The sequence below is a fragment of the Psychrobacter sp. DAB_AL62B genome, from assembly GCF_028895345.1.
Taxonomy (GTDB): Bacteria; Pseudomonadota; Gammaproteobacteria; order Pseudomonadales; family Moraxellaceae; genus Psychrobacter.
In genome coordinates, this window is record NZ_SAXC01000006.1 from 141534 (window position 1) to 163004 (window position 21471).

Here is a 21471-nt window from a genome sequence, read left to right on the forward strand (position 1 = left end):
GGCGCTAATTTAGGCACTGATTTTTTGCCACGCATTAATCTGTGGGTGCGCAATACGGCGCATATTTGAAGGACGCCAAAATAACGCCTCACCTGGAGCCAATATAATATAACCACCTAGTGCACATTGTTCTGATAGCCGCGCCAAAATATCACGCTGATCAAATTTGCGAAAATATAGCAGCATGTTTTGGCAGACAATCACTTTTTGTAAATGTGGCGTAGGTAGTTTTTTATCCATAATATTGTGTAAAGCAAAGCGCACATGTGGTTTTAACATTGGCGCAATACGCCAGTCTGCACAGCTGCTGCTTACTTTGTTTTTTTCAATAGAAGCAGTATTAAAGCCTGCTTCTTTAGTCGCATTTGCAGGCTTTAATGGTTGCACAAACTGCTGGCAACGTAGCGGAATTAACGATTGCTGTCTATTGTCATATTGACCTAAGCGTGCCGTTGTAACTGCTTGTTGACTAACATCAGTACCCAATATAGCGTAATTGCTGAGCTGTTTTGAGGCTAAGCTCATCGCAAGCGACCACGTCTCTTGCCCACTGGCGCAGCCCACACTCCAAATACGAAACATATCATCAGTATCACCCTCTACAAGCTGGCGGCGCTGATGCTGTAATGCATCGTTTGTGACAAACTCTATAGAAGGCACATGGCGAAAGAAGCGGCTTTCATGAATCAATACTTTATCTAGTAATTGCTGGCGCAGCTCATCATTGTGCGGTAACTGATGCCATAACTGTATAACGGTCAGCCCATACGATAACGCTGTCTGACTAACGGCATTTACCAGCCACTTGCGCTGAACAGTGGGTAAGATAAATCCAATCTCTTGCTCTATATAGCGTTGCCATCGTTGCGTATCAAAAGCAGTATCATCTATTAACGCTTCAGTATCGTCTTGCATAAAAGCTTCTAGCAATACTGTTTCAGCTTTATTAATGATAATATTGCCTTTTTGAGTATGATTATTCACGTAACCTGCTATTATTTTTGCTGCCTTAGTCTAGATAATGATCAAGGCAACAATTTGGTTAACATTTCAATATAGAAAATCATAAACGCTATCAACAGCTATTAAATACTGTCTGATACTCTTTCATCAATATCTAAATACTCATGGTCAGTATTTTCATTATTCAACTGCTCATCATCATCAGATATTTTAAAGCCCGTCACAGATTCTTGTAGTGCCGCGGCCATTTCACTTAGCTCACCAATAGAACGTGCCGTCGCCATCGTACCAGACGAGGTTTGCGAAGTAATATCTTGAATAATATTCATCGTATGAGAGATGTGACCTGCTGACTCTGCCTGTTGCATAGCAGCGTTTGAGATGTTTTGAATAAGGTCAGCCAAAGTATTAGAAACGGTTTGTACTTCTTCTAGTGCTTCACCGGCATCTTTTGCCAAACGTGCACCGCGCACAACCTCAGAAGTCGTTGATTCCATTGACATAACGGCTTCACTGGTATCTGCCTGAATGGTTTTTACCAACGTTTCGATCTGTTTGGTTGCATTCGCTGAGCGCTCAGCAAGACGTTGAACTTCATCAGCAACAACCGCGAATCCTCGCCCAGCCTCACCTGCCATCGATGCCTGAATCGCCGCATTCAATGCTAGAACGTTGGTTTGGTCAGCAATATCGTTAATCAGACCAACGATATCACCAATTTCTTGTGACGACTCACCAAGGCGTTTGATACGTTTTGATGTTTCTTGAATCTGGTCACGAATCACGTTCATACCTTCAATAGAGCGCTGTACAACTTCTGCCCCATTATAAGAGATGGCAACCGAGCGCTGAGCAACCGTCGCAGATTCTGCAGCGTTGTTTGAAACTTGGTCAATCGATACCGTCATCTCATTAATAGCCGCAGATACACCAGCAATTTCTTGTGCTTGGTGTTCAGATGCCTCAGCAAGCTCGACAGCATTCATCTGCGTTTGCTCTGAGGACTGCGAAACACGATCAGCAGTACTGTTAATAACCAGTACCAATTGACGTAATTGGTCAATTGCAAAGTTAACGGAGTCAGCAATCGCACCAGTAAAATCTTCTGATACCGTCGCATTAACCGTCAAGTCACCGTCTGCTAAATCACCCAATTCATCAAGTAGGCGTAAAATCGCAATCTGGTTACGCTCGTTCTCTTCTTGAATTTGGCGCGCACGTTCAGACTCCGCTTCAGCTTCTTGGCGACGACGTAACGTCTCTTTTTCGATGAGTAAGCGTTCTGACCCACCGCGCTGCTGTAGTAACTGGTATAAAGCAAATAAAACACCTAGTATACCTAGCACAAATACAATCACTGGCAATATGACTGATTGATTAAAATCCGTTAAATATTGACTAATCGATGATAATGAATTGACCAGCCAAAACAGACAAGCAATACTCACTAAAGCACAAAGCCCTAATAACAGCCTCCACTTACTATTAACATCTGCCGTTGTTTTATTTGTAACAGCTACAGGGTTGTTTATAACATCACTCATCGTGCGTATTCCTTTCAAACAATCGTCAAAGTCTCATCGTGACTGACTCTGAAATCATATTGTTATCAAAACAACAGTGATTCACAAAGCCTGTATGAATGCTGACATACCACCGGCTCATGTCAGCCATTATTATTCTGCTATCGATTTAATCAACCAATACTTATTAGAGGTGATTGTTTATTAACAATAGCTATATTGCAGCATCGGTATACTGTAGATCCTGTGCCAGCAAGCTCGGCATAAAAATATACCAATCTTGTTCATCTTTGAAAAACTTGCCATGGTTGTAAGGCGCAAATGGCGAATTAGGCTCAATAGCTTCTGGATAATATTGATCTTTAGTAAACTGCTCAATACCCAAAACCTGATCTACCAGCAGTCCCGAGAACACATTATCATGTTCGACCACGATGACTTTGCGCTGGCTCATTTGCGACAACCGGCTAGGAACTTGCAAAAACCGAGACAAATCGGTTAACGGTAGCAAGCGCCCACGAATATTTGCGATGCCGAGCATCCAAGGCTTTACTAAAGGCACGCTGGTATATTCTGGCATGGTTAATACTTCTGATACTTGACCCATTGGCGCAACTAAGTGTTGACCACCGATCTCAAATACCACCCCTTGCCAGTCAAACGCTTGCCCACCGCGGCGACCACTTTTACGCGCGCGTGCCAAATCTGCTATACGCAGAAGCTCAATAAACCCTCTGGATGCCACAAGCTACCCCATTACTTTACGAATTATCTGGACCAGACCACTTTCATCGATAGGCTTAGTAATATACTCTTTGGCGCCTTGACGCTTACCCCAAACTCTATCGGTTTCTTGATTTTTGGTACTAATCATAATGATAGGAATATGGGACGTCGTCTTACCACGAGTTATCTTACGAGTCGCCTGAAAACCATTCATTTCAGGCATGACAACATCCATTAGGATGACGTCTGGTAGATGATCAATGGCCATCTGACAACCTTGTTCACCATTTGTCGCCTCTAACACTTGATAATTATTTTTAGCAAGCATGTCGCGAAATTTCGCCATCTCAGATGGCGAATCGTCAATGACTAAAACGGTAGTCATGGGTATTCCCTTTATTTTTGATGATATCCACTAGGATATGTTATTGAAACAAACCGATTAGAAACAATATTATAAAACCAATTTACTGCTACTTTTAGTATTAGCGATACTGGTTAATCGCCTCAAAAAGCTCATCCTTACTGAACGGCTTAGTCAGATACTCATCAGAACCAACAATACGTCCACGTGCTTTATCAAACAAACCATCTTTAGATGACAACATAATCACTGGCTTGCTGGCATAATCAGGATTGTTTTTTATCAACGCGCAGGTTTGATATCCATCCAAACGTGGCATCATAATGTCCACAAAAATAATATCTGGATTATGATCAACAATCTTCGCCAATGCATCAAAACCATCAATCGCGGTCACAACTTCACAGCCAGCTTTTTGCAACAACGTCTCTGCGGTACGGCGAATAGTTTTTGAGTCATCAATAACCATCACTTTTAAACCATCAAAATTATTTTCCATTTGCATTGTCCTATTAACAACTATTTATTCGTAGTGCTATCCATCGATACAAGCCATCAATTTAAAGCCAGTTAACTGTCATCTCAACTGATAAACTGGCTTATTTTTGATTGATATGAATGGCAAACTTTGGCTTGCTGTCTGTAATAATAGATACGTTTTATTTACTGAAACCTGCTCATGAAGCATGGCGTTACCATGAGTCACTATACGCACTTTATAATGAATTATCTTAGTAAATTCGGCATTATTTTAAATTTTTTTACAGCGTTATTATACCTGCATAGTCAGTGATCAACCGTACCCTACAGTCATTAATTAACTACGACAAACTTGACGAATCATCGGCTCGAGCGCTATCTGACCAAACGCTTATTTTTTAGCCAATAACTATAGCGATAAAACTCTTTAGAAGCTCACTATCATCAAAAATACATCGTATTAAAGAGCTGTTGTATTAAAAGCCGGTATGGTTAGTGATTCTTCAAATAGGCAGAAACCTAATCTCAGTAGCTGCTACTTTCTAAGCATTATATAGAAATAGCATATACCTTACCGAATAATCTTCATTTGTAATAAAAATGTATCAATATATTTTATTATGTTTGTTTTAGCACAGTTACTACTGCTTTTCCAGCGATTTAACGAATTTATGTTCAACTTATTTTTTAAATTCAGTATGTTAATCAAATCTTGCTGTATAGAAGTAAAATTTATATCATTATTTTTTGACCTCCTCTGCTGCTCAGCAAATATGGTGTAATCATTTCCCCTCATCTAAATTCACTATATAATAAAAGGTCGTTTATGATGGTGATTGGTATGACATTTTCTATACGCTCCATACGTTCTGTTGTTTTACGTTCTGCACTGTTAAGAAAAAGCAGCTATGTATTAAGCGCCTTGCTCATTATCGGCTGTCAGCCATCGCCTCCTACTGCTGAACCTGTGACTGCTGAAAACAGTGAAACGGTCGATACTCCGCTTATTATCACTGCCGATAGTATTACCATGACACCGGATCATATTTTAAGTGTAAAACCAACCCGTTATCAGCCAAGCCTTGGATTACAAGGCTCCATTAAGCCTATCAAGAAAGTTAATCTTATTGCAGCCCAGCCGCTGACCGTAGAGCAGGTTTTGGTCAGCAAAAATCAATGGGTGAAAAAAGGCACGCCTTTATTTACGGTTCGACGTCAAACAACTCAAATCAAACCAACACTCTCACCTAATGATTCAACCGATATCGACGTCAGTTTGAACGATATCGCCTCAGATAATGAAAAACTTGGCGTTTCAGAGACTTCCAATCGAGCAGCGCCACTCAGCAAAAAAGCTGACACCGATGCTAACCTAACCCATTCTATGGTTACTGAGAATGATGAGAACTCAGATAACGTTCAAGACGCTACAACTGCAAGGCAATCCTCTAACTTGGTAACGGTACGAGCGAGTTTTTCAAGTCGTGTAGAAAACTTGTCCGTCCAAGCTGGACAACAGATAACTGCTGATACACCTTTACTAAAGCTCAGCGATGAGTCTGAATTGCACTTTGTTGCAACCTTGCCTATTGAAGCCGAATCGCAAATCTCTGTCGGACAAACCGTCAATTTCACCGCCGAAGAGAGGATAGACAAATTCACTGGTCAGGTCAGTAATTTGAAGGCAGCGGGACAACCAACACAGTTATTTGTCTATGTTAATGTGGTTAATAACGAGGTAAGTCGCCATCAAATATTACCGGGCATGAAAGTGATAGGACGTGTTGACTACGGACAAATAGAAGTCGGTACCATCGTCCCTAAGCGTGCTTTGCATAATGTCGACCTAACCGTATTACATGCCCCGCCTTATAAACCGCTTCGTTCTTTGAGCGCCCATATATGGATTATAGGACAAGACCAACGTTTGACACGCCAGCCTATTGAGGTAATCGAATACGATCCACTTACCAAACAGTATTTAATTGCCGGCGTTAGCAATGACAGCTTAATTTGTCTAGCAAACTTACCCATTGAATCTGAAGGTAAAAAAGTAATGGTTTCATAAGCGTAAAGGTGAATAGTTACATTGTGTAGAAACATTAACAAAGCATGTCTTGTTTAATAACATCCTGTTTAGGCAATATAGCGTATGCTAAGCTAGATTAATCGAAACATCGTTTATGTTTTAAGAAACATCATTTATATGTTAATTCGTTCTTGTTTTATGATTCAGAGCGACTAGAGAAATAGTGTTGGACATGCTTATATTGAAAGCATTTATGTTAAGAATGCTTTCAATATAAAGATTTAGAGTCATTGAAAATTAAGGGTATCTGATAATTTTTTAAATTCAAAAAGTACATTTAGACAAACTATAACAACAACTAGAGGAAACACTATGAGTAAGCAGATTTTGTTAATTGAAGATGATCCAGACTTAGCAGAGTTAATCAGCGATTATCTGACCATGAATTATTATGATGTCCATCATGCAGGGCTTGGTCAAGAAGGTCTTGATTTATTGGATACCAAAGAACGTGATATCGATTTGGTTGTGCTAGATCTTATGCTGCCTGATATGGATGGTATGCAAGTTTGCCAAAAAATTCGCGGCAACAAGAATAATATGACCAATAAAGTCCCTATCATTATGCTCACCGCTAAAGGCGACACGACAGATCGCGTGCTGGGGCTAGAGATGGGGGCTGATGACTATATATCAAAACCATTTGAGCCGCGTGAACTCTTGGCGCGTATTCGTTCGGTCATCCGTCGTCACGAGCAGCCCAACCAAGCGGATAGTCAATCGGATAGCTTAACTTTTGGTCGCTTAAGCGTCTTCCCTGACAGTCATGAAGTCACTATTGATGATCTGCCCGTACGCTTGACGACACATCAGTTCCAGTTGCTACATTATTTCGCTACTCATTCTGGCAAAGTGCTGAACCGAGAACAATTGTGGCAAGCGATGCCAAACGATGACAGCTCAGACAATATTGATCGCGCGATTGATGTGCATATCTCACGTTTGCGTGCTTTAATTGAAGACAATCCACGTCAGCCAAAACGTATTATTACGGTTCGCGGCGTCGGTTATCAATTTGCCACCGATCAGGTTTAGTCAGTAGTAAATAAGTCAGTAGTAAATAAAAAGTTAAACTGCTTTAAAGCTGTTCGTTAAAAGGGGTATCATACTTATGATACCCCTTTTATGCTTGCATATATAAAACAATATAAGCATAAAGTGATATAAGCGCCTGATAATAGAGATGATTTAATGCAGCAATTGGGTTTTCGTTCCGTATTTGCTAAGCTATTTGCCAGTGTTATGCTGGCACTTATCTTATTTGCCGTTGCGATGGTGCTATTGACGCAGCTGGTACATGACAAAGATGCTGGTATCCGCTCAGAGGTATTGGCGACGCAAATTTTAGGACAAATCGACCCGTTTTTGCATGAGCTAAACATCGCTGTGAGCAAGGACAATCGTTTACAGTCACGCTTTATGCTGGCGGTAGTCAAAAAAAGCTTTGATATCTTTGATGAATCATTACAGGCAAAGATGGGCTTATATGACAGCGAAGGTCGTTTGCTGATGCAAACGGACAATAGCGATTTGCCGTTAGAGTTACCGGCACCGCCTTCCCTATTGTCACGTGTATTTCCTTCATTTGCCGAGACTTCACCGACCAAGCAAGCCCAAGTCTATAGTAGTACAGGCTATACACTATTGTATGAATCACGCTTGCCACCTAAAAAACCGGTGCTCTCTGCGGCGCTGAATTTATTTACTGGTACGCTGCTACTACTACTGATTATGGCTGGCGTCCTTTGGTGGATTGCCCGTAGCATCACTTGGCGCATCAATCAGTTGAGTCAGCAGATGGCTCAGCTCGGTGATGGCGATTTTACGGTACGAGTCAATGCCCGTGGTAATGATGAAATTGCCTCGCTCGCACGCGGATTTAACCAAGCCGCACAAAAAATTGAACATCTTATCGATGCCAATAATTTATTACTAGCGCACGCCTCTCACGAGCTGCGCACCCCCATCACTCGCATTCGCTTGCAGATTGAGATGATGGATATGCTAGCTGGCGCTCTGCCAACCGATACCAAAGAAAAGTTTGATAAGCGCGCCCAAGCGATTAATCGCGACTTGTCGGGTCTCAATGATTTGGTCGAAAGTATCTTACTAGTGAGCCGCTTAGACGCTGGTCATGCCTTACAGCAAGTTGAACATTTAGACTTGTATGACTTGGTTAATCAAGAGCGACAACACTATCCTGAAGCGACTTTAATCGGTGAGCATATTGCGATTGATGGTCAATCATCGATGCTTACTCATTTAATTCGCAACCTACTAACCAATGCCATGCTGCACGGTAAGCCTCCAGTAACGGTACTGCTTTATGGCGTGCAAACGATTGATGAAGCTGACGAAATCCCTGATTTTTTATTACAAACAGTGCTATGCAGTAGCTTTGCTGATTATAACAGCTCAGATTTTGACTCCTATGATGAGGCGCCTAGTAGTGTTAATGGTCTTGAAGAAAATAAGCATAATCTACACACTCTATCAAATCTTGATGACTCTTTTAGTGCCGCCAACCATAAGCCAAAAGTAGAAACCAGCGAGCATCTAACGACGTTACCCGCACCAGATATCTATAAAAATGGTGAAAACGTGGTCATTAATAATGATGTTAATATTGATAATGATGATGGCATAGAGACAGCTGACGATAGTATCGGCACCAGCATCACGCACCAGCAGGACACAACAGAACCTACCATCGCTATAGATGAGTCTAAAACTATTGCTAAACCTTCACTAATTGCCAATTACCATAACTTTACTACCGATTTGACGGATAAAATTAAAAAAGTTATGTGGCGTGCCGTTCCTGAAAATCATGAACCTTCTGTAATCTCTGTAGATAATGATATCGATAGCAAGTCTATAAATAACAACAAAGAAGATGGTGACAAGGTTAGCAAAACTAACCCTGTTGCTGTGAAAGAGGATACTAAAAGCAATTCTAAAGAGAACGGTGTCACACTTAAAGAAAGTCTATTTAGCAAGCATTTGAAGAAACCTAAAGCCGAACCAACACGTCCACTACCAAAATATGCTGTCATGGCAGTGATTGATGAAGGCGCGGGTATCCCTGAAAATAAACGCGAAGAAGTCTTTAGTCCATTCGTGCGCTTACAGCAAAAGAATAAAGGCTCAGGGCTTGGCTTATCATTGGTTGCGCAAATTGTCACCGCCCATCAAGGGCGTATCATCACTGACACTATTAATGGTCATACTCGATTTTTAGTGGTCTTACCTGTCAAACAAGACCCTCATTATAATTACCATGATAACCGTGACTGACTCTGCAAGCTCATACTATAAAATGTCAGATGCTATGTCATTCATGCTAACCGCTTATCTATGTCATCCACATCTCATTTGATATAGATACAGTCTGTTCAAAATAAAAAAGACGCATTCAAAATACACACCAAACTGGAATTATCAGCCAGTGATGGATGTCCGTATCCAAAACACCCGATAATATGCTATATTAGCGCCCCTTATTCTAGGGTTATTGAGGTTGTTTTTAACGCAGGTCTCTACTATAAAGAGACACTGCAACAGCTTCATGACTATTAAAAATATTTATTGAATTTTGAGCCCTCCATGAGTGACATGATTGTCTTAAACGATGTGACCAAAAGTTTTTTAAGTGACCGGTCTATAAAAGATAAAGACGGCAAGCCACATTGGTTTACTGCTGTCGAGCCGACGTCACTAACTGTTCAGCAAGGCGAAATCTTTGGTTTGATGGGTTATTCGGGCGCTGGTAAATCTACCCTCTTACGTCTGATTAATTTACTTGAGCGTCCGGATTCAGGTCAAGTGATTATAGATGGCACTGATTTGACCACATTATCTGCCAGTGATTTACGTATTGCTCGGCACAATATCGGTATGATTTTCCAGCAATTTAACCTGATGTCCAATCGCACTGTCTTTGAAAATGTCGCCTTTAATTTAACGGTAGCCGGCTATCCTAGTCGCGATATTTATAAGCGTGTCATGGATTGCTTAGAAATAGTTGATTTGACCGACCGTGCCAACCATTACCCTGCGCAGCTATCAGGTGGGCAAAAGCAGCGTGTCGGTATCGCCCGCGCTATTGCCCCAAGTCCTAAAGTCCTATTAGCCGATGAACCTACCAGTGCGCTTGACCCTGCGACGACACGCAGCTTATTGAGCTGCCTACGTGATATTAATGAACAACTTGGCGTGACCATTGTCATCGTGACCCATGAGATGAGCGTCATTCGCAGGCTATGTGATCGCGCAGCATTGTTACATCAAGGACAATTACTCGAAGTCGCAGATATACGCGACGGTCTCATTCAGGCCACCACCCCAATTGGCAAAGGCTTAGTCCACGAAGACTAATGAGGCAGGAGAAATAAACATGTTAACCGGTGCTGAATTATCCGCCTCCATAGATAAGCTGCTCGTACTGCGTAAAGAGATTTGGCAAGCGTTTGTAGATACCTTTATTATGCTTGGTATCTCAACAACAGTAGCCATCCTTATCGGTGGTCTGTTTGGGATATTCTTATTTTTATCCAGCGATCGGCAGTTTTTGCAAAACAAGACGCTATATGGCGTGCTTGGCGGCATCACGAACTTCATGCGCGCTTTTCCATTCGTGATTTTGATGATCGCGATGAGCCCTTTTACCAAAGCCATCGTTGGCACAGGTATTGGACCAATCGCGGCATCGTTGGTATTGGCGATTGCTGGCTCGTTCTATTTTGCACGCCTGGTCGAACAAAACTTACGTGAAGTACCCCGTGGTATCATTGAAGCGACCGAATCCATGGGTGCCCGTCCACTGACCATTATCAAAGTTTTGCTCAACGAAGCGCGCTCCGGACTGGTATTGTCCGTGACGATTCTCTGTATCAGCTTGCTCTCTTTTTCCGCAGCGGCCGGTATGATTGGTGGTGGCGGCTTGGGTGATTTAGCCATTCGTTATGGTTACTATCGCTACCAAACTGAGGTCATGGTATTTATTGTCATCATGCTATCGATTATGGTTATCGGTATTCAGGCTTCTGGCAATTGGATAGCAACTCGCTTGGATAAACGTTAAAATCGGCTGATAGCATCAGCTATTGGTAGTCTAGAAACCCTTATTATGAATAATACTCAGGGTTTAATGCCGATTCATCCTAAGCAAATGCTTGACTTTGTAACTGATTCCCTTTAATTTTGATACTATCTTAACAACCGTTAACTTAGCAGCATTACTATTCATAATGTTGCTTTTTTAATGCTGCATTTTTAATCTCGATATTTTATTCCCTATATCCCTATCCCTTATTAAGGAAGTTCCATGAAATTAACAGATATCAGCCGTCAGCTGGCGACTGCATTTGCAGCTGTTGGCGTATCAGGCCTAGTATTGGTCGGTTGCAACAATTCATCAGCACCAGAAGCCACCAAAGAGCCCGTTACTGAAGGCGCTAGTGCGGAAACTGCGGCGACCAGTGATATCGATCCTGAACATAGCAAAATCATCATCGGTACGACCGAAGGTGACTTTGCAGATATGGTTCGTAATCAAGTAAAAGGCTCATTAGAAGCCCAAGGCTATGAAGTTGAGTTGGTGACTTTTACCGATTATGTCCGCCCAAACATTGCTTTGGCAGATGGCGATTTAGACATCAACATCTTCCAACATAAGCCTTATCTAGATACTTTCAAGAAAGAAAATAATCTTGATTTAGTAGAAGTCTTTCAAGTACCTACTGCCCCGCTAGGTGTTTACTCAGGTAAAAAGACTAAAATCGACGATGTATTTAAGGGTATGAGCGTCTCTGCACCCAATGACCCAAGTAACTTTGCTCGTGCTTTAGTGATGATGAATGAACTTGGCTGGATCACCCTAAAAGACAATATCGATCCTCTTACTGCTTCAAAATCTGATATCGCTGATAATAGCAAATACGATATCAAAATCGTCGAATTAGAAGCAGCACAGTTACCTCGTGCGCGTGATGAGGTAGACTTTGCTATCATTAATGGTAACTACGCCACCGATGCTGGTATCAAGCTGACAGAAGCACTATTCCAAGAGCCAAGCTTTGCTTATGTGAATTGGTCAGCCATCAAAACTGCAGATAAAGATAAAAAATGGGTGAAAGACGTCACTGAAGCTTATAATTCAGATACCTTTAAAAAGTATGCCCATGATAGCTTCCCTGGCTATAAATATCCAAAAATTTGGGGTGCTGATAATGCCGCTGCCCCTACAGCGGACACTGCACCAGTAGCAGAAGCTGCTACTAAATAATCGACCGTTTAATAGCTTAATAACGGTTAATTTGCATTAATTAACCGCTCTAAAAGTCCTAATAGCAAAAGCCCATTATTTTTAAATAATGGGCTTTTTTTGGTCAAGACTTTGTTGCATACACAATCATTTACTAAAAATGACGTTACAGCCTGTTTGTGGTTTGTAGGAAAGCGTCACTCGCACTATCGCTGACGACTGATTTTTTCTATAGTGGATAGGCTAAATAGAAATTAGGATACCACTACTTATTTTTCTATTAATAAATCACACCAGCTATTAATAAATCAAAAAAACAACAAGGATAATAATATGCGTGCTAAAACTTATAATATTCGCACTGCTGGACAAGCAAACATTCCGGTACTCGGGCTTGGGACTTGGCAGTCAACCGGTCAGGACTGTATCGATGTGGTCAGCCAAGGTCTAAAAATGGGCTACGAGCATATTGATACCGCTCAAGCTTATGACAACGAAAAGGAAGTAGGACAAGGTATTAAGCTATCAGGCGTCGCTCGCGATAAGTTCTTTTTAACGACGAAAATATTCCCTGATGATATGAAGTTTGAGCCAGAAAAACTCATCGCCGCAGCCAAGCGTTCTTTAGAGAATCTAGATACGGATTACGTTGATTTGCTACTATTACACTGGCCAGATGACCGCGTGCCATTGTCTGAAACCATTCCTGCGCTATGCGAGCTACAAAAACAGGGACTGACTCGCAATATTGGCGTGTCTAACTTTAATATCGCCCATATTATTGAAGCCGAGAAATATGCTGATGTGCCAATTGTAGTCAACCAAGTCGAGTTTCATCCTTTTATTAAGCAAAAAACCTTACAAACTTTTTTAAACAATCATCATATTTTATTAGAAGCTTACTCGCCACTCGCACGTGGTGATGTCTTTGATAATGAAATCATTAAAGAAATTGCTGACAAGCATGGTATTACACCCGCACAAGTATCGTTGGCTTGGATTCTATCAGATAAGCACCGTATCGCTATTCCAAAGACATCTAACCCCGATCATCTGCAAGGTAATCTAGACGCTATCAATGTGCAATTGAGTGCCGATGAGATTGAGAAAATAAGCGGCTTAGCTCGTGCTGATGGTCGTAAAATTAAGCATCCAGACTATTCTCCTGAGTGGGATGATTAAGCGCTAATAATTATTTAAGCATGATGAATAAAAAAAGCCAGCGATTAAATATCGCTGGCTTTTTTATAGCTTTCATTACTTAAGTACTAATTTTGCCACTTAACCATGATCTTTTTAGAAAAACTACTGCTGCAGAGTTTTAGTCTCATGAATCTTTTCAGCAGGATTGTATTGCTCAGAAGAAGGTACTGCACCGATACGATTGTTTTCCTTCATCGATTTGGCAACTTCTGGTGGCATATAGTTTTCATCATGCTTCGCCAATACTTCGCCTGCGACAAAGGTCTTACCTTGCATTTTACCGGTAGCGACAACCCCTGAATTCTCAGCGAACAAATCCGGCAAAATACCTTGGTAAGTCACTGGCACTGTCGATTCAAAGTCGGTGATAGCGAATTCAATGCTCAAAGGGTCATTTGGCGCACGCTGGACACTACCAGCGACTACCATACCACCGGCGCGAATACGTTTATCTTGGGGTGCTTCACCTTGCGCAATGGACGTAGCGTCAAAGTAGTAGTCGGTCTGTTGCCCAATGGCATAAATAACCAGCACCACGGCTATCGCCGCCCCTGCAAGCGTAAACATAACCCACATCAGTTTTTTGCGACGAACTGCGTTCATACCACTACCTCATTGGTGAATCACTATTTTATAAACTATTAATCTATAAAACAGAAAGTATTAAAGAAACTACCATTAGAAAAACGTTCTAAAAATGTCTTTCTAATCGTACTCTTCTAATACCTATATGGTAGCATTTTTTGCATAAATCAATAAGCCCCATCGCAACTGATGAGGTCATATATTTACCATTAGGATGTGACGATATAATGAGCCAAAACAATGAGGTTGGGTTGTTTTTACGAAGCAGAGTGCTTAGTTGCAGGTACAGAAGGTTTGGCTGTGCGCTGTGCCTGCCGCGCTTGTTGAATAGTCAGTTGCTTTATCAACGCTTGTCTTTGTCTGCGACTATATATAATAAAAACCAACATCACGCCAACGGTAATTGCCCAGCATGACCAGACAAACACACCATGCTCACCCATGGCGATAAATTCAGATACGCTATAAAAGTAAGGCTGCATTATATTTTCCTAGCCGTTATTTGGTTTGTCGATGTTTATTTGGCTTGCCCGCGAATGTATTCTTTCACCCATGCCTTACCTTGGTCACGGTATAAAATTAGGGTATTTGTACGGTAAATCGCCAATGTTGCTACCAGTAAATAACCACCAATCATCATTAGCAACAATGGCATCCACATGTCAGTAGACATTTTTGGTGCTGCGGTTAAGGTAAAGGTCGAGCCTTGATGTAAAGTATTCCACCACTGTACCGAATATTTAATAATAGGCAGATTCACGGCACCGACAATAGATAGAATAGCCGCCGCTTTGCCACGGTTGGCAGTATGCTCAAAAGCGGCAAATAATGCCATGACGCCCGCATATAAAAACGCCAAAATCAACATCGAGGTCAAACGTGCATCCCAAACCCAATACGTGCCCCATGTTGGTTTTGCCCAAATCGAGCCAGTCAATAAGCTAATTACGCATAATAAAAAGCCCATGGGAGCAAGTGCCTGCGCCACAAGGCTGGCTGTTTTAATCTTCCAGACTAAATAAATTACCCCTAACACTGCTAAAGCGAAATAAATGGAGATGGCCAGGCTAGCAGCAGGAACATGAATAAAAATAATACGATAGCTATTACCTTGTAGGTAATCGGGCGGCGCAAAGGCTAAACCCCAAACACTACCAATGAGCAGACAGATACCGGCTAATATCGCTAGCCACTTGACCCAAGGCGCAAAGATTCGAAAAAACTGCTTGGTACCCACCGTGGTCAAGAAAACTTGCCAAATACGTTGCCACAGGCTAGGAGATGAGACATTATTGTTGGGCATGAGAATGAACCTATTGCATAGCTTGTTGGTTATAGTCGATATAACACGCCATTGGCGCTATTATTCGCTACCCTGCTGGCGTTAAAGGCTGAATAGAATCTACAGCTGACTGTTTGTTTAATAGGCTATTATAGCAAAGTTGCCGATTTTCACCATGCTGTTAACATAAAGGCTTTTTATAGCACACCATTTTTTATTTTTAATTGAGCCACGCCATTTTTAAGGTCATCGCAATCACCCATGGCATGACCAAAACTGAGATGATACTGCCTGCTAATAACAAGGCTAAAATAGGCAGCCCATTGAGGCCACTGGCAAATAAATCAACGGCACCGGTGGCAAAAATCAAGACCGGCAACTGCATTGGCAAGGCAATCAAAGGCACCAATACTGCCCCATTCTTCAATGACAAGGTCAAACTGCTCGCAACGGCTGATAACATCAGCAGCATCGGACTACCGGTGACAATAGAAGCCATCAATATCCACGCTTCAAACCAGCTGAGCTGAAATAAGGGCACGGCAAGTAAACTTAACGCGGCTACAATGCCACTGCTAAATACCCAGTGAATCACTAAACGGATAAGCACCCAGAGCGGCAGCGAGGCTTTTGCGACGACTAATTGCGCAAGTGTGCCATTATCAAGGGCAGGCTTAAACAAGCCATCGACACCCATCACTAGTGACAGCAAAGCGGCAATCCATACCGCCGATACCCCAAGGCGTTGCAATAAAGCAGGCTCACTACCAACCGCTAGCGGAAACAAGGTAATAATTACTAAAAACAGCACCAAAGGATACAACCATTGCACCGCACCTTGCTGCTTAACTTGCCATTCGCGTCGCCAAAGCTGCATAAAGCTAATACCACGCACATCGGTTGCGTTAGCATTTGAGCTTTTATTGACTGGCTGTATGGGGTTTTCTTGTATTGAGCCATCTGTCATTATCCATCCTTCCACTTATACTTATCGCACTTATACTGCTAGTATTTATACCATGTAATCTGACAAATCGAGCACTTGATTGGCAACGCCCACTGCTTGATGACTGGTCATTAATATCGATCCGCCAGTATTAGAAAAATCGCGTAACCTGTCTTCCATTCGTGCCACCATATCGACATCAAGCGCGGTAAAGGGCTCATCGAGTAACCATAAAGGCGTCACTTCAGGCGTCAATAAATATAGCCGTGCAAGGGTGATACGGCGGGTTTGTCCAGCAGATAAATGGCTTGAGCTAATAGTCTCAAAGCCTTGCAACCCTACCCAAGCTAGGGCGTCATCAATATCAGCGGTGCTAGGTGTGATACCATATAAATTCAGCAGAAAGATTAGGTTTTGTGCAACGGTGAGATTTGGGTGAATGCCCAACTGGTGCGAGACATATAAAGGCTGAATAGGCAAACTTGCTGCTCCTTGGTAATAAACCTCACCCTCCAGCACTGGCAACAATCCAGCCAGCTGCATCAGTAACGTCGTCTTACCTGTACCGTTGGCACCCACTAAATGGCAAATACTGCCAGCTGCTAGATTGAGTGCAACCCCTTCACATAACGGGATTTCACCGCGCTGAACCGTCAGCTCATCAAGCGCAAGTAAGGCTGTATTCAAAGCCGTCATCCAAACCTCACATTATTTATTAAGCAGCAGTCGATATTCATCACAAACAAAGACGATGTTCATGGCATAATACTTTATGCTTACCACAACCACACAGTATAACAAATTGTCGATTACTATGACCTCAAAACCTATGCAGACTTCAAAAGATATCCAAAACTTAGACCCACAAGCGTTAACACTAGACAGCTTAATCGATGCGCAAGTTGCTTTTATGCAGCAATGGCTGCGTAAGCAAGCTGAACCGCTCAGTATAGAAGCTTGGCAGTGGTTAGGCGCGCAGCCACTCAGTAAATATGTCAGCGCTGATGATTTGCAGCATCTGATTAATGACTGGCTACTGAATCATCCGCTAAGTGATGTGCTGCGTAAAGATATCCGCGATATCTTGCATACTGTTATTTATCATCCAGTCAATGACAATATGCCTTTATCTGAATTGATTGATGACACTCAGGTTGAGATTCTTGCTGGCTATGTTGGTAGTCATGATGAGCAGCGTAATATATTGATTCATACGCTGGTCGGTAACGACACATTTGCAGATTTACTAACACAAACGCTCTATCACGCCATCAACGACTTTATGGAAAATACGCTAGATAAAGCAGGCGGTGTCGGTAAACTCATGAAGCTTGGGCGCAGCTCTTTTGAAAAAGCCACCAACAAAAACCTCGATGAGAAGTTGCAAACGTATCTGCACCGGAATATTAAAGATTTGACTCGGCGAGCAGAAGTAAATGCTCAAGCGCATTTATCAAATGAAGAAGTTGCGCGATTGATAGTCACGGGCTGGGCACGAATTAAAGAGCAGCCGATTAGCGAAATACAGACCTATTTGCGTAATGAGCCGAACGATAGCAGTATTGATCATATCGAAGCCAGCATCCAACAAAGCTATAACCGCCTGCGTTTGTCACCTTACTTGCATAGCTTAGTCGCGGCGAGCGTCGATACTTGGTATAGCAATCATCAGTCCGATACTATTGCTACCGTGGCAACAAGCTTGCATATCGACGAGCAGGCGATAATGCAATTGAGGACCACCCTACTGCCTATCATAAATGACGCTCTTGAAAGCCCATGGGTGACGGCACATATCCGTGAGATGCTACAAGCATTTTATGCGCAGCCTAACATCAAAGAGGGTTTGGTGTTTAGTGACGATTAATTCACTATTTTAGAAGATTGCTTATCCGGCTTTATTGTTAACCCTTACTATCAATCATTTATTGGCTAGCACAATATTTATGAGTCAACGTACTAAGCTCAACTTATGGCAAAAAATTAAACAGCTGCTCACAGCATCGACTGTGCAGTCTGCTATTGATGAAATGAAAACGCCTGAGGATACGCCGGCAGCCAAGGTTGATAATGAGAGCAATACGTCGCAAGCGGAGAATTATAGCGTAAAGGCTAATAATGCGGATATTAGTAATTCTAATAGCAAGTCTGATAGCAATTCTATTAGTAGTGTTGCTACGGATATTGATGCTGAAACTGACACTGACACTGACATTTATATTGATATTAAGAGTACCTCGGAGCTACATAGTAATGACGGTATATCTATTGTCGATTACCTTAAACAGTATTTTAATGGCAAAGATTGGCACTATACCCATTATCAACCTGCAAACAACGATAGCCAACAGTTGCACCATTTATTTTTAAGGATGCGAAATAAGCAGCTCGATTGTGGCTATTTGTTTCGTGTGCAAGAGACAAACAATCTGCTGGCAGTCTATGGTATTTTGCCATTTTTAATACCAGAGAGCCATCAAAGTGCCGCCATGCTTCTCATCACCCAAATTAATTATGATATGTTGATTGGCAACTTAGAAATGGATATCAACGATGGCGAGATACGCTACAAAAATGCTATCGATATCGAAGCAGTAGGTATTGATGACGATATCATTGAGCATTTATTGCAAAGTGTTGTCGCAATGACGACGGTTACCTATGAGATATTTAGTGATTTGATCAGCAACCAAGATCCTGCTAAAGAGTTGCAAACCTTATTGGCGCAGCTACGCCAACAAGCAGACTCACGAACGTTTTTTTTGCCAACTCAATTTGTGCAATAAAACATCACTATCTTTAGCAATCACCTTGCGCTCAATATGTTATTTGAAAAGCCATGCTTTCAAGGCCAGTATTTTAAAAACACCTCTTTCAAAAACCAAACCTTTAGAAAATCATCAACATTATGCTAAAAATTGCCTACTCTGACATTTTTCGTTATTCAGTGCCCGAAAAACACCGCTTTCCGATGCAAAAATACACCATGATTCCTGAGCGCCTATTGGCAGAAGGCACTATCAGCGCCGATAATTTTTTTGCGCCTGCACGCTTGAGTGAAGCTGAGATTTTAACCACCCATACGCAAGAGTATTGGTGCAAGCTTAAGACCCAAACGTTGCCAAGAAAAGAAGCTCGAGCTATCGGCTTTGAGATGACGCCAGAACTGGTAGAGCGTGGTCGCTACATTGCGCACGCAACCTATGAATGTGCCCTTTATGCTCAGCGATATGGCGTGGCAATGAATGTCGCGGGCGGCACTCATCATGCGTTTGCCGACCACGGTGAAGGGTTTTGCGTCTTTAATGATGTTTGTATTGCGAGCAACTTATTATTAAATCGTAGATTGGCGCAAAAGATTTTAGTGGTCGATTTAGATGTCCATCAAGGCAATGGTAACGCTAGTATCATGACAGATGAGCCACGCGTTTTTATCTTTAGTATGCATGGCGCAAAGAATTATCCATTTCGCAAACAAGTATCAGACTTAGATATTGAGCTAGATAACGATACCGGTGATGCGGAGTATTTACAGATTCTACAAGAAACGCTACCACGTTTAATCGCTGATTTTGTACCAGATGTAATTTTTTATCAGTCTGCGGTAGATGTCCTAGCAACGGATAAGCTGGGTAAACTGGGACTAACGATAGAAGGGTGCAAGGCTCGTGATGAATACGTCTTACGCCAAGCAAAAGCAGCCAATATTCCAGTGGCTATCGTCATGGGCGGCGGTTATTCAGAAGATATCGAAGATGTGGTTGAGGCGCACTGTAATACCTTTCGGCTGGCGCAGCAGATATTTTTTGATAAAACAGCTGATTAATGATTAGCGGATTAATAGGCGATGCGAAATAACGTAACGAGGCAGTTTTTATATGGCAAAAATATTAATTGGTATCGGGTTTATTTTGATTCTTATAGGAATTATCTGGCTAATATTTCCAAGCGCGTTTTCGTGGATAGGTAATATGTCAGGAGATATTAAACACAAATCAGGCAATACTAGCGTTTATTTTCCGGTCGTAACCATGATAATAATCAGTATAATCGCCACTATAGTGTTAAATTTATTTAATCGCTAAATAATCAGTTCAGATGGTGGAATACGCTGCACCAACCATATGCTGCGCCAATTTGGGAATAGCGCCCTACACGACTAATCTATAACTCCTCTATAAAAAAGCTGTAATACCCTGCCAACCGACACGAATACCAAGTACGGTTAGGATCAATAAAATAAGCTGGCGAAAACGGGCTTGCGGTAAATAACGACGCAAGCGAATGCCGATTAAAAGCGCAGTGATAGACAATACACTTAGGAAGGTAATCAGCTGCCATTCCCCACTACTAAGCGCCATAATAGGCTCGCGCAGGACGATAATTTGGGCGATTTTACCCAAGAAATAGCACATGTTACCGACTTTAGCGATGGTATTTTTATCGTTACTGGCAGACAATAGGTACATCATCAGTATGGTAGACATGGCGTTGGTCGCGCCGCCAATAATACCTGCACTAAAGCCAACGAGAATGAGAACAGGCTTGGTATTTGGTAGCTGAATTTGCTTGCCGAGTAGACTACTCGAGACATAAAAACCAATGACAGCTGCCAATACCAATAAAATATAAGCGCTATCTACCCATAGCAATAGCTTAGCACCTAATAAACTGCCGAGTAAGCTGGTTAACGCCAGCAACCAATAGCGTCTGCCATAATAGGTAAAGTTTTGCCAGATCGTGCGACCGCCACCTGCCAGCCAAGTCATCGCATTGAGTAATAACGATGGAAAAATGACTAATACAATGGCATGTGGTAATGGATACATACTGGCAAGCGCGGTGGTAGTCACTAAGGTCACACCCAGCCCGCTAATACCATGTAGCAATGATGCCAGCGCAAAGATAGCTATCAGCAATAGCGTCTGTGTGCTATCACCATCTATCATGCCTGTCATATCAGCCTTACCAATCAAAGCTTACTGTCTTTTTCTATACTTATGCTTATATAACGAGGCTTTACACTCATCATTGCACTAACCCTT

The 21471-nt window shown here is 42.0% G+C and carries 21 protein-coding genes and 1 pseudogene; 11 read left to right on the forward strand and 11 right to left on the reverse strand.

Annotated elements, in window-relative coordinates; genetic code table 11:
• Positions 1-9: 9 nt before the first annotated feature.
• The 5 genes and pseudogenes from EPB74_RS09535 to pilG all read right to left on the reverse strand — a co-directional run bounded on the left by EPB74_RS09535 (position 10) and on the right by pilG (position 4075).
• Positions 10-984, reverse strand: a complete 975-nt coding sequence (locus EPB74_RS09535; protein WP_274903971.1) for a CheR family methyltransferase — start codon at positions 982-984, stop codon at positions 10-12.
• Positions 985-1163: 179 nt separating this feature from the next.
• A pseudogene (locus tag EPB74_RS09540) lies at positions 1164-2174 on the reverse strand (methyl-accepting chemotaxis protein); the annotation flags it as partial.
• Between the two features lie 526 nt (positions 2175-2700).
• Positions 2701-3231, reverse strand: coding sequence for a chemotaxis protein CheW (locus tag EPB74_RS09545; protein WP_274903973.1), 531 nt, complete (start codon positions 3229-3231; stop codon positions 2701-2703).
• Positions 3232-3234: 3 nt separating this feature from the next.
• The gene (locus tag EPB74_RS09550) at positions 3235-3597 is read right to left on the reverse strand and encodes a response regulator (protein ID WP_079692598.1); all 363 of its coding nucleotides are present in this window, start codon (positions 3595-3597) and stop codon (positions 3235-3237) included.
• A gap of 100 nt (positions 3598-3697) precedes the next feature.
• On the reverse strand, positions 3698-4075 hold the full coding sequence (gene pilG / locus EPB74_RS09555) for a twitching motility response regulator PilG (RefSeq protein WP_011514416.1): 378 nt from the start codon (positions 4073-4075) through the stop codon (positions 3698-3700).
• Positions 4076-4897: 822 nt separating this feature from the next.
• On the opposite strand from pilG, the gene EPB74_RS09560 reads away from it, so the two are divergent.
• The 7 genes from EPB74_RS09560 to EPB74_RS09590 all read left to right on the forward strand — a co-directional run bounded on the left by EPB74_RS09560 (position 4898) and on the right by EPB74_RS09590 (position 13592).
• The gene (locus EPB74_RS09560; protein WP_274903974.1) at positions 4898-6124 is read left to right on the forward strand and encodes an efflux RND transporter periplasmic adaptor subunit; all 1227 of its coding nucleotides are present in this window, start codon (positions 4898-4900) and stop codon (positions 6122-6124) included.
• A gap of 333 nt (positions 6125-6457) precedes the next feature.
• Positions 6458-7180 (forward strand): response regulator transcription factor, encoded by a 723-nt coding sequence (locus tag EPB74_RS09565; RefSeq protein WP_079692599.1) that lies wholly within the window; start codon positions 6458-6460, stop codon positions 7178-7180.
• A gap of 156 nt (positions 7181-7336) precedes the next feature.
• Positions 7337-9442, forward strand: a complete 2106-nt coding sequence (locus tag EPB74_RS09570) for an ATP-binding protein (protein WP_274903975.1) — start codon at positions 7337-7339, stop codon at positions 9440-9442.
• 309 nt (positions 9443-9751) lie between these two features.
• Positions 9752-10522, forward strand: a complete 771-nt coding sequence (locus EPB74_RS09575; RefSeq protein ID WP_165767609.1) for a methionine ABC transporter ATP-binding protein — start codon at positions 9752-9754, stop codon at positions 10520-10522.
• A gap of 19 nt (positions 10523-10541) precedes the next feature.
• Complete coding sequence (locus EPB74_RS09580) at positions 10542-11228, forward strand: methionine ABC transporter permease (protein ID WP_274903976.1); 687 nt, start codon at positions 10542-10544, stop codon at positions 11226-11228.
• 243 nt (positions 11229-11471) lie between these two features.
• Positions 11472-12431, forward strand: coding sequence for a MetQ/NlpA family ABC transporter substrate-binding protein (locus tag EPB74_RS09585; RefSeq protein WP_274903977.1), 960 nt, complete (start codon positions 11472-11474; stop codon positions 12429-12431).
• Between the two features lie 312 nt (positions 12432-12743).
• Complete coding sequence (locus EPB74_RS09590) at positions 12744-13592, forward strand: aldo/keto reductase (protein WP_274903978.1); 849 nt, start codon at positions 12744-12746, stop codon at positions 13590-13592.
• Between the two features lie 123 nt (positions 13593-13715).
• Here the strand turns inward: EPB74_RS09590 and ccmE are convergent, their stop codons facing one another.
• From ccmE to ccmA, 5 genes are all read right to left on the reverse strand, one after another.
• On the reverse strand, positions 13716-14216 hold the full coding sequence (gene ccmE, locus EPB74_RS09595) for a cytochrome c maturation protein CcmE (RefSeq protein WP_079692606.1): 501 nt from the start codon (positions 14214-14216) through the stop codon (positions 13716-13718).
• Positions 14217-14455: 239 nt separating this feature from the next.
• Positions 14456-14680, reverse strand: coding sequence for a heme exporter protein CcmD (gene ccmD / locus EPB74_RS09600; RefSeq protein WP_089554568.1), 225 nt, complete (start codon positions 14678-14680; stop codon positions 14456-14458).
• Positions 14681-14715: 35 nt separating this feature from the next.
• Positions 14716-15501 carry a heme ABC transporter permease CcmC gene (gene ccmC / locus EPB74_RS09605; protein WP_079692608.1) on the reverse strand — a complete coding sequence of 262 codons (786 nt, stop codon included), beginning with the start codon at positions 15499-15501 and terminating at the stop codon, positions 14716-14718.
• 199 nt (positions 15502-15700) lie between these two features.
• Positions 15701-16357: a heme exporter protein CcmB gene (locus tag EPB74_RS09610; RefSeq protein WP_274903999.1), complete on the reverse strand. Its 657-nt coding sequence runs from the start codon at positions 16355-16357 to the stop codon at positions 15701-15703.
• A gap of 135 nt (positions 16358-16492) precedes the next feature.
• The gene (ccmA, locus tag EPB74_RS09615; protein ID WP_274903979.1) at positions 16493-17122 is read right to left on the reverse strand and encodes a heme ABC exporter ATP-binding protein CcmA; all 630 of its coding nucleotides are present in this window, start codon (positions 17120-17122) and stop codon (positions 16493-16495) included.
• 76 nt (positions 17123-17198) lie between these two features.
• Between ccmA and EPB74_RS09620 the strand changes: the two genes are divergently transcribed.
• The 4 genes from EPB74_RS09620 (at position 17199) to EPB74_RS09635 (ending at position 20511) form a co-directional block, all read left to right on the forward strand.
• Positions 17199-18293, forward strand: coding sequence for a hypothetical protein (locus tag EPB74_RS09620; RefSeq protein ID WP_274903980.1), 1095 nt, complete (start codon positions 17199-17201; stop codon positions 18291-18293).
• 79 nt (positions 18294-18372) lie between these two features.
• Positions 18373-19212, forward strand: a complete 840-nt coding sequence (locus EPB74_RS09625; protein ID WP_274903981.1) for a YbjN domain-containing protein — start codon at positions 18373-18375, stop codon at positions 19210-19212.
• Positions 19213-19334: 122 nt separating this feature from the next.
• A complete protein-coding gene (locus EPB74_RS09630) occupies positions 19335-20252 on the forward strand; it encodes a histone deacetylase family protein (protein ID WP_274903982.1) in 918 nt (305 codons plus the stop codon).
• Between the two features lie 52 nt (positions 20253-20304).
• Entirely contained in the window at positions 20305-20511 is a 207-nt protein-coding gene (locus EPB74_RS09635; RefSeq protein ID WP_274903983.1) for a DUF2905 family protein, read from the forward strand.
• Between the two features lie 90 nt (positions 20512-20601).
• On the opposite strand, the gene EPB74_RS09640 is transcribed toward EPB74_RS09635, so the two are convergent.
• Positions 20602-21384 (reverse strand): TSUP family transporter, encoded by a 783-nt coding sequence (locus EPB74_RS09640; RefSeq protein WP_274903984.1) that lies wholly within the window; start codon positions 21382-21384, stop codon positions 20602-20604.
• Between the last annotated feature and the right edge of the window lie 87 nt (positions 21385-21471).

What these genes read in the sequence shown, in the direction of transcription:
- EPB74_RS09590 (WP_274903978.1), top strand. Translation starts at nt 12,744, where the DNA reads ATGCGTGCTAAAACTTATAATATTCGCACTGCTGGACAAGCAAACATT.
- EPB74_RS09585 (WP_274903977.1), top strand. Translation starts at nt 11,472, where the DNA reads ATGAAATTAACAGATATCAGCCGTCAGCTGGCGACTGCATTTGCAGCT.
- EPB74_RS09570 (WP_274903975.1), top strand. Translation starts at nt 7,337, where the DNA reads ATGCAGCAATTGGGTTTTCGTTCCGTATTTGCTAAGCTATTTGCCAGT.
- EPB74_RS09580 (WP_274903976.1), top strand. Translation starts at nt 10,542, where the DNA reads ATGTTAACCGGTGCTGAATTATCCGCCTCCATAGATAAGCTGCTCGTA.
- EPB74_RS09560 (WP_274903974.1), top strand. Translation starts at nt 4,898, where the DNA reads ATGACATTTTCTATACGCTCCATACGTTCTGTTGTTTTACGTTCTGCA.
- EPB74_RS09575 (WP_165767609.1), top strand. Translation starts at nt 9,752, where the DNA reads ATGAGTGACATGATTGTCTTAAACGATGTGACCAAAAGTTTTTTAAGT.
- ccmD (WP_089554568.1), bottom strand. Translation starts at nt 14,680, where the DNA reads ATGCAGCCTTACTTTTATAGCGTATCTGAATTTATCGCCATGGGTGAG.
- EPB74_RS09550 (WP_079692598.1), bottom strand. Translation starts at nt 3,597, where the DNA reads ATGACTACCGTTTTAGTCATTGACGATTCGCCATCTGAGATGGCGAAA.
- pilG (WP_011514416.1), bottom strand. Translation starts at nt 4,075, where the DNA reads ATGGAAAATAATTTTGATGGTTTAAAAGTGATGGTTATTGATGACTCA.
- EPB74_RS09610 (WP_274903999.1), bottom strand. Translation starts at nt 16,357, where the DNA reads ATGCAGCTTTGGCGACGCGAATGGCAAGTTAAGCAGCAAGGTGCGGTG.
- EPB74_RS09620 (WP_274903980.1), top strand. Translation starts at nt 17,199, where the DNA reads ATGCTTACCACAACCACACAGTATAACAAATTGTCGATTACTATGACC.
- EPB74_RS09635 (WP_274903983.1), top strand. Translation starts at nt 20,305, where the DNA reads ATGGCAAAAATATTAATTGGTATCGGGTTTATTTTGATTCTTATAGGA.
- ccmE (WP_079692606.1), bottom strand. Translation starts at nt 14,216, where the DNA reads ATGAACGCAGTTCGTCGCAAAAAACTGATGTGGGTTATGTTTACGCTT.
- ccmC (WP_079692608.1), bottom strand. Translation starts at nt 15,501, where the DNA reads ATGCCCAACAATAATGTCTCATCTCCTAGCCTGTGGCAACGTATTTGG.
- ccmA (WP_274903979.1), bottom strand. Translation starts at nt 17,122, where the DNA reads ATGACGGCTTTGAATACAGCCTTACTTGCGCTTGATGAGCTGACGGTT.
- EPB74_RS09565 (WP_079692599.1), top strand. Translation starts at nt 6,458, where the DNA reads ATGAGTAAGCAGATTTTGTTAATTGAAGATGATCCAGACTTAGCAGAG.
- EPB74_RS09640 (WP_274903984.1), bottom strand. Translation starts at nt 21,384, where the DNA reads ATGACAGGCATGATAGATGGTGATAGCACACAGACGCTATTGCTGATA.
- EPB74_RS09625 (WP_274903981.1), top strand. Translation starts at nt 18,373, where the DNA reads ATGAGTCAACGTACTAAGCTCAACTTATGGCAAAAAATTAAACAGCTG.
- EPB74_RS09630 (WP_274903982.1), top strand. Translation starts at nt 19,335, where the DNA reads ATGCTAAAAATTGCCTACTCTGACATTTTTCGTTATTCAGTGCCCGAA.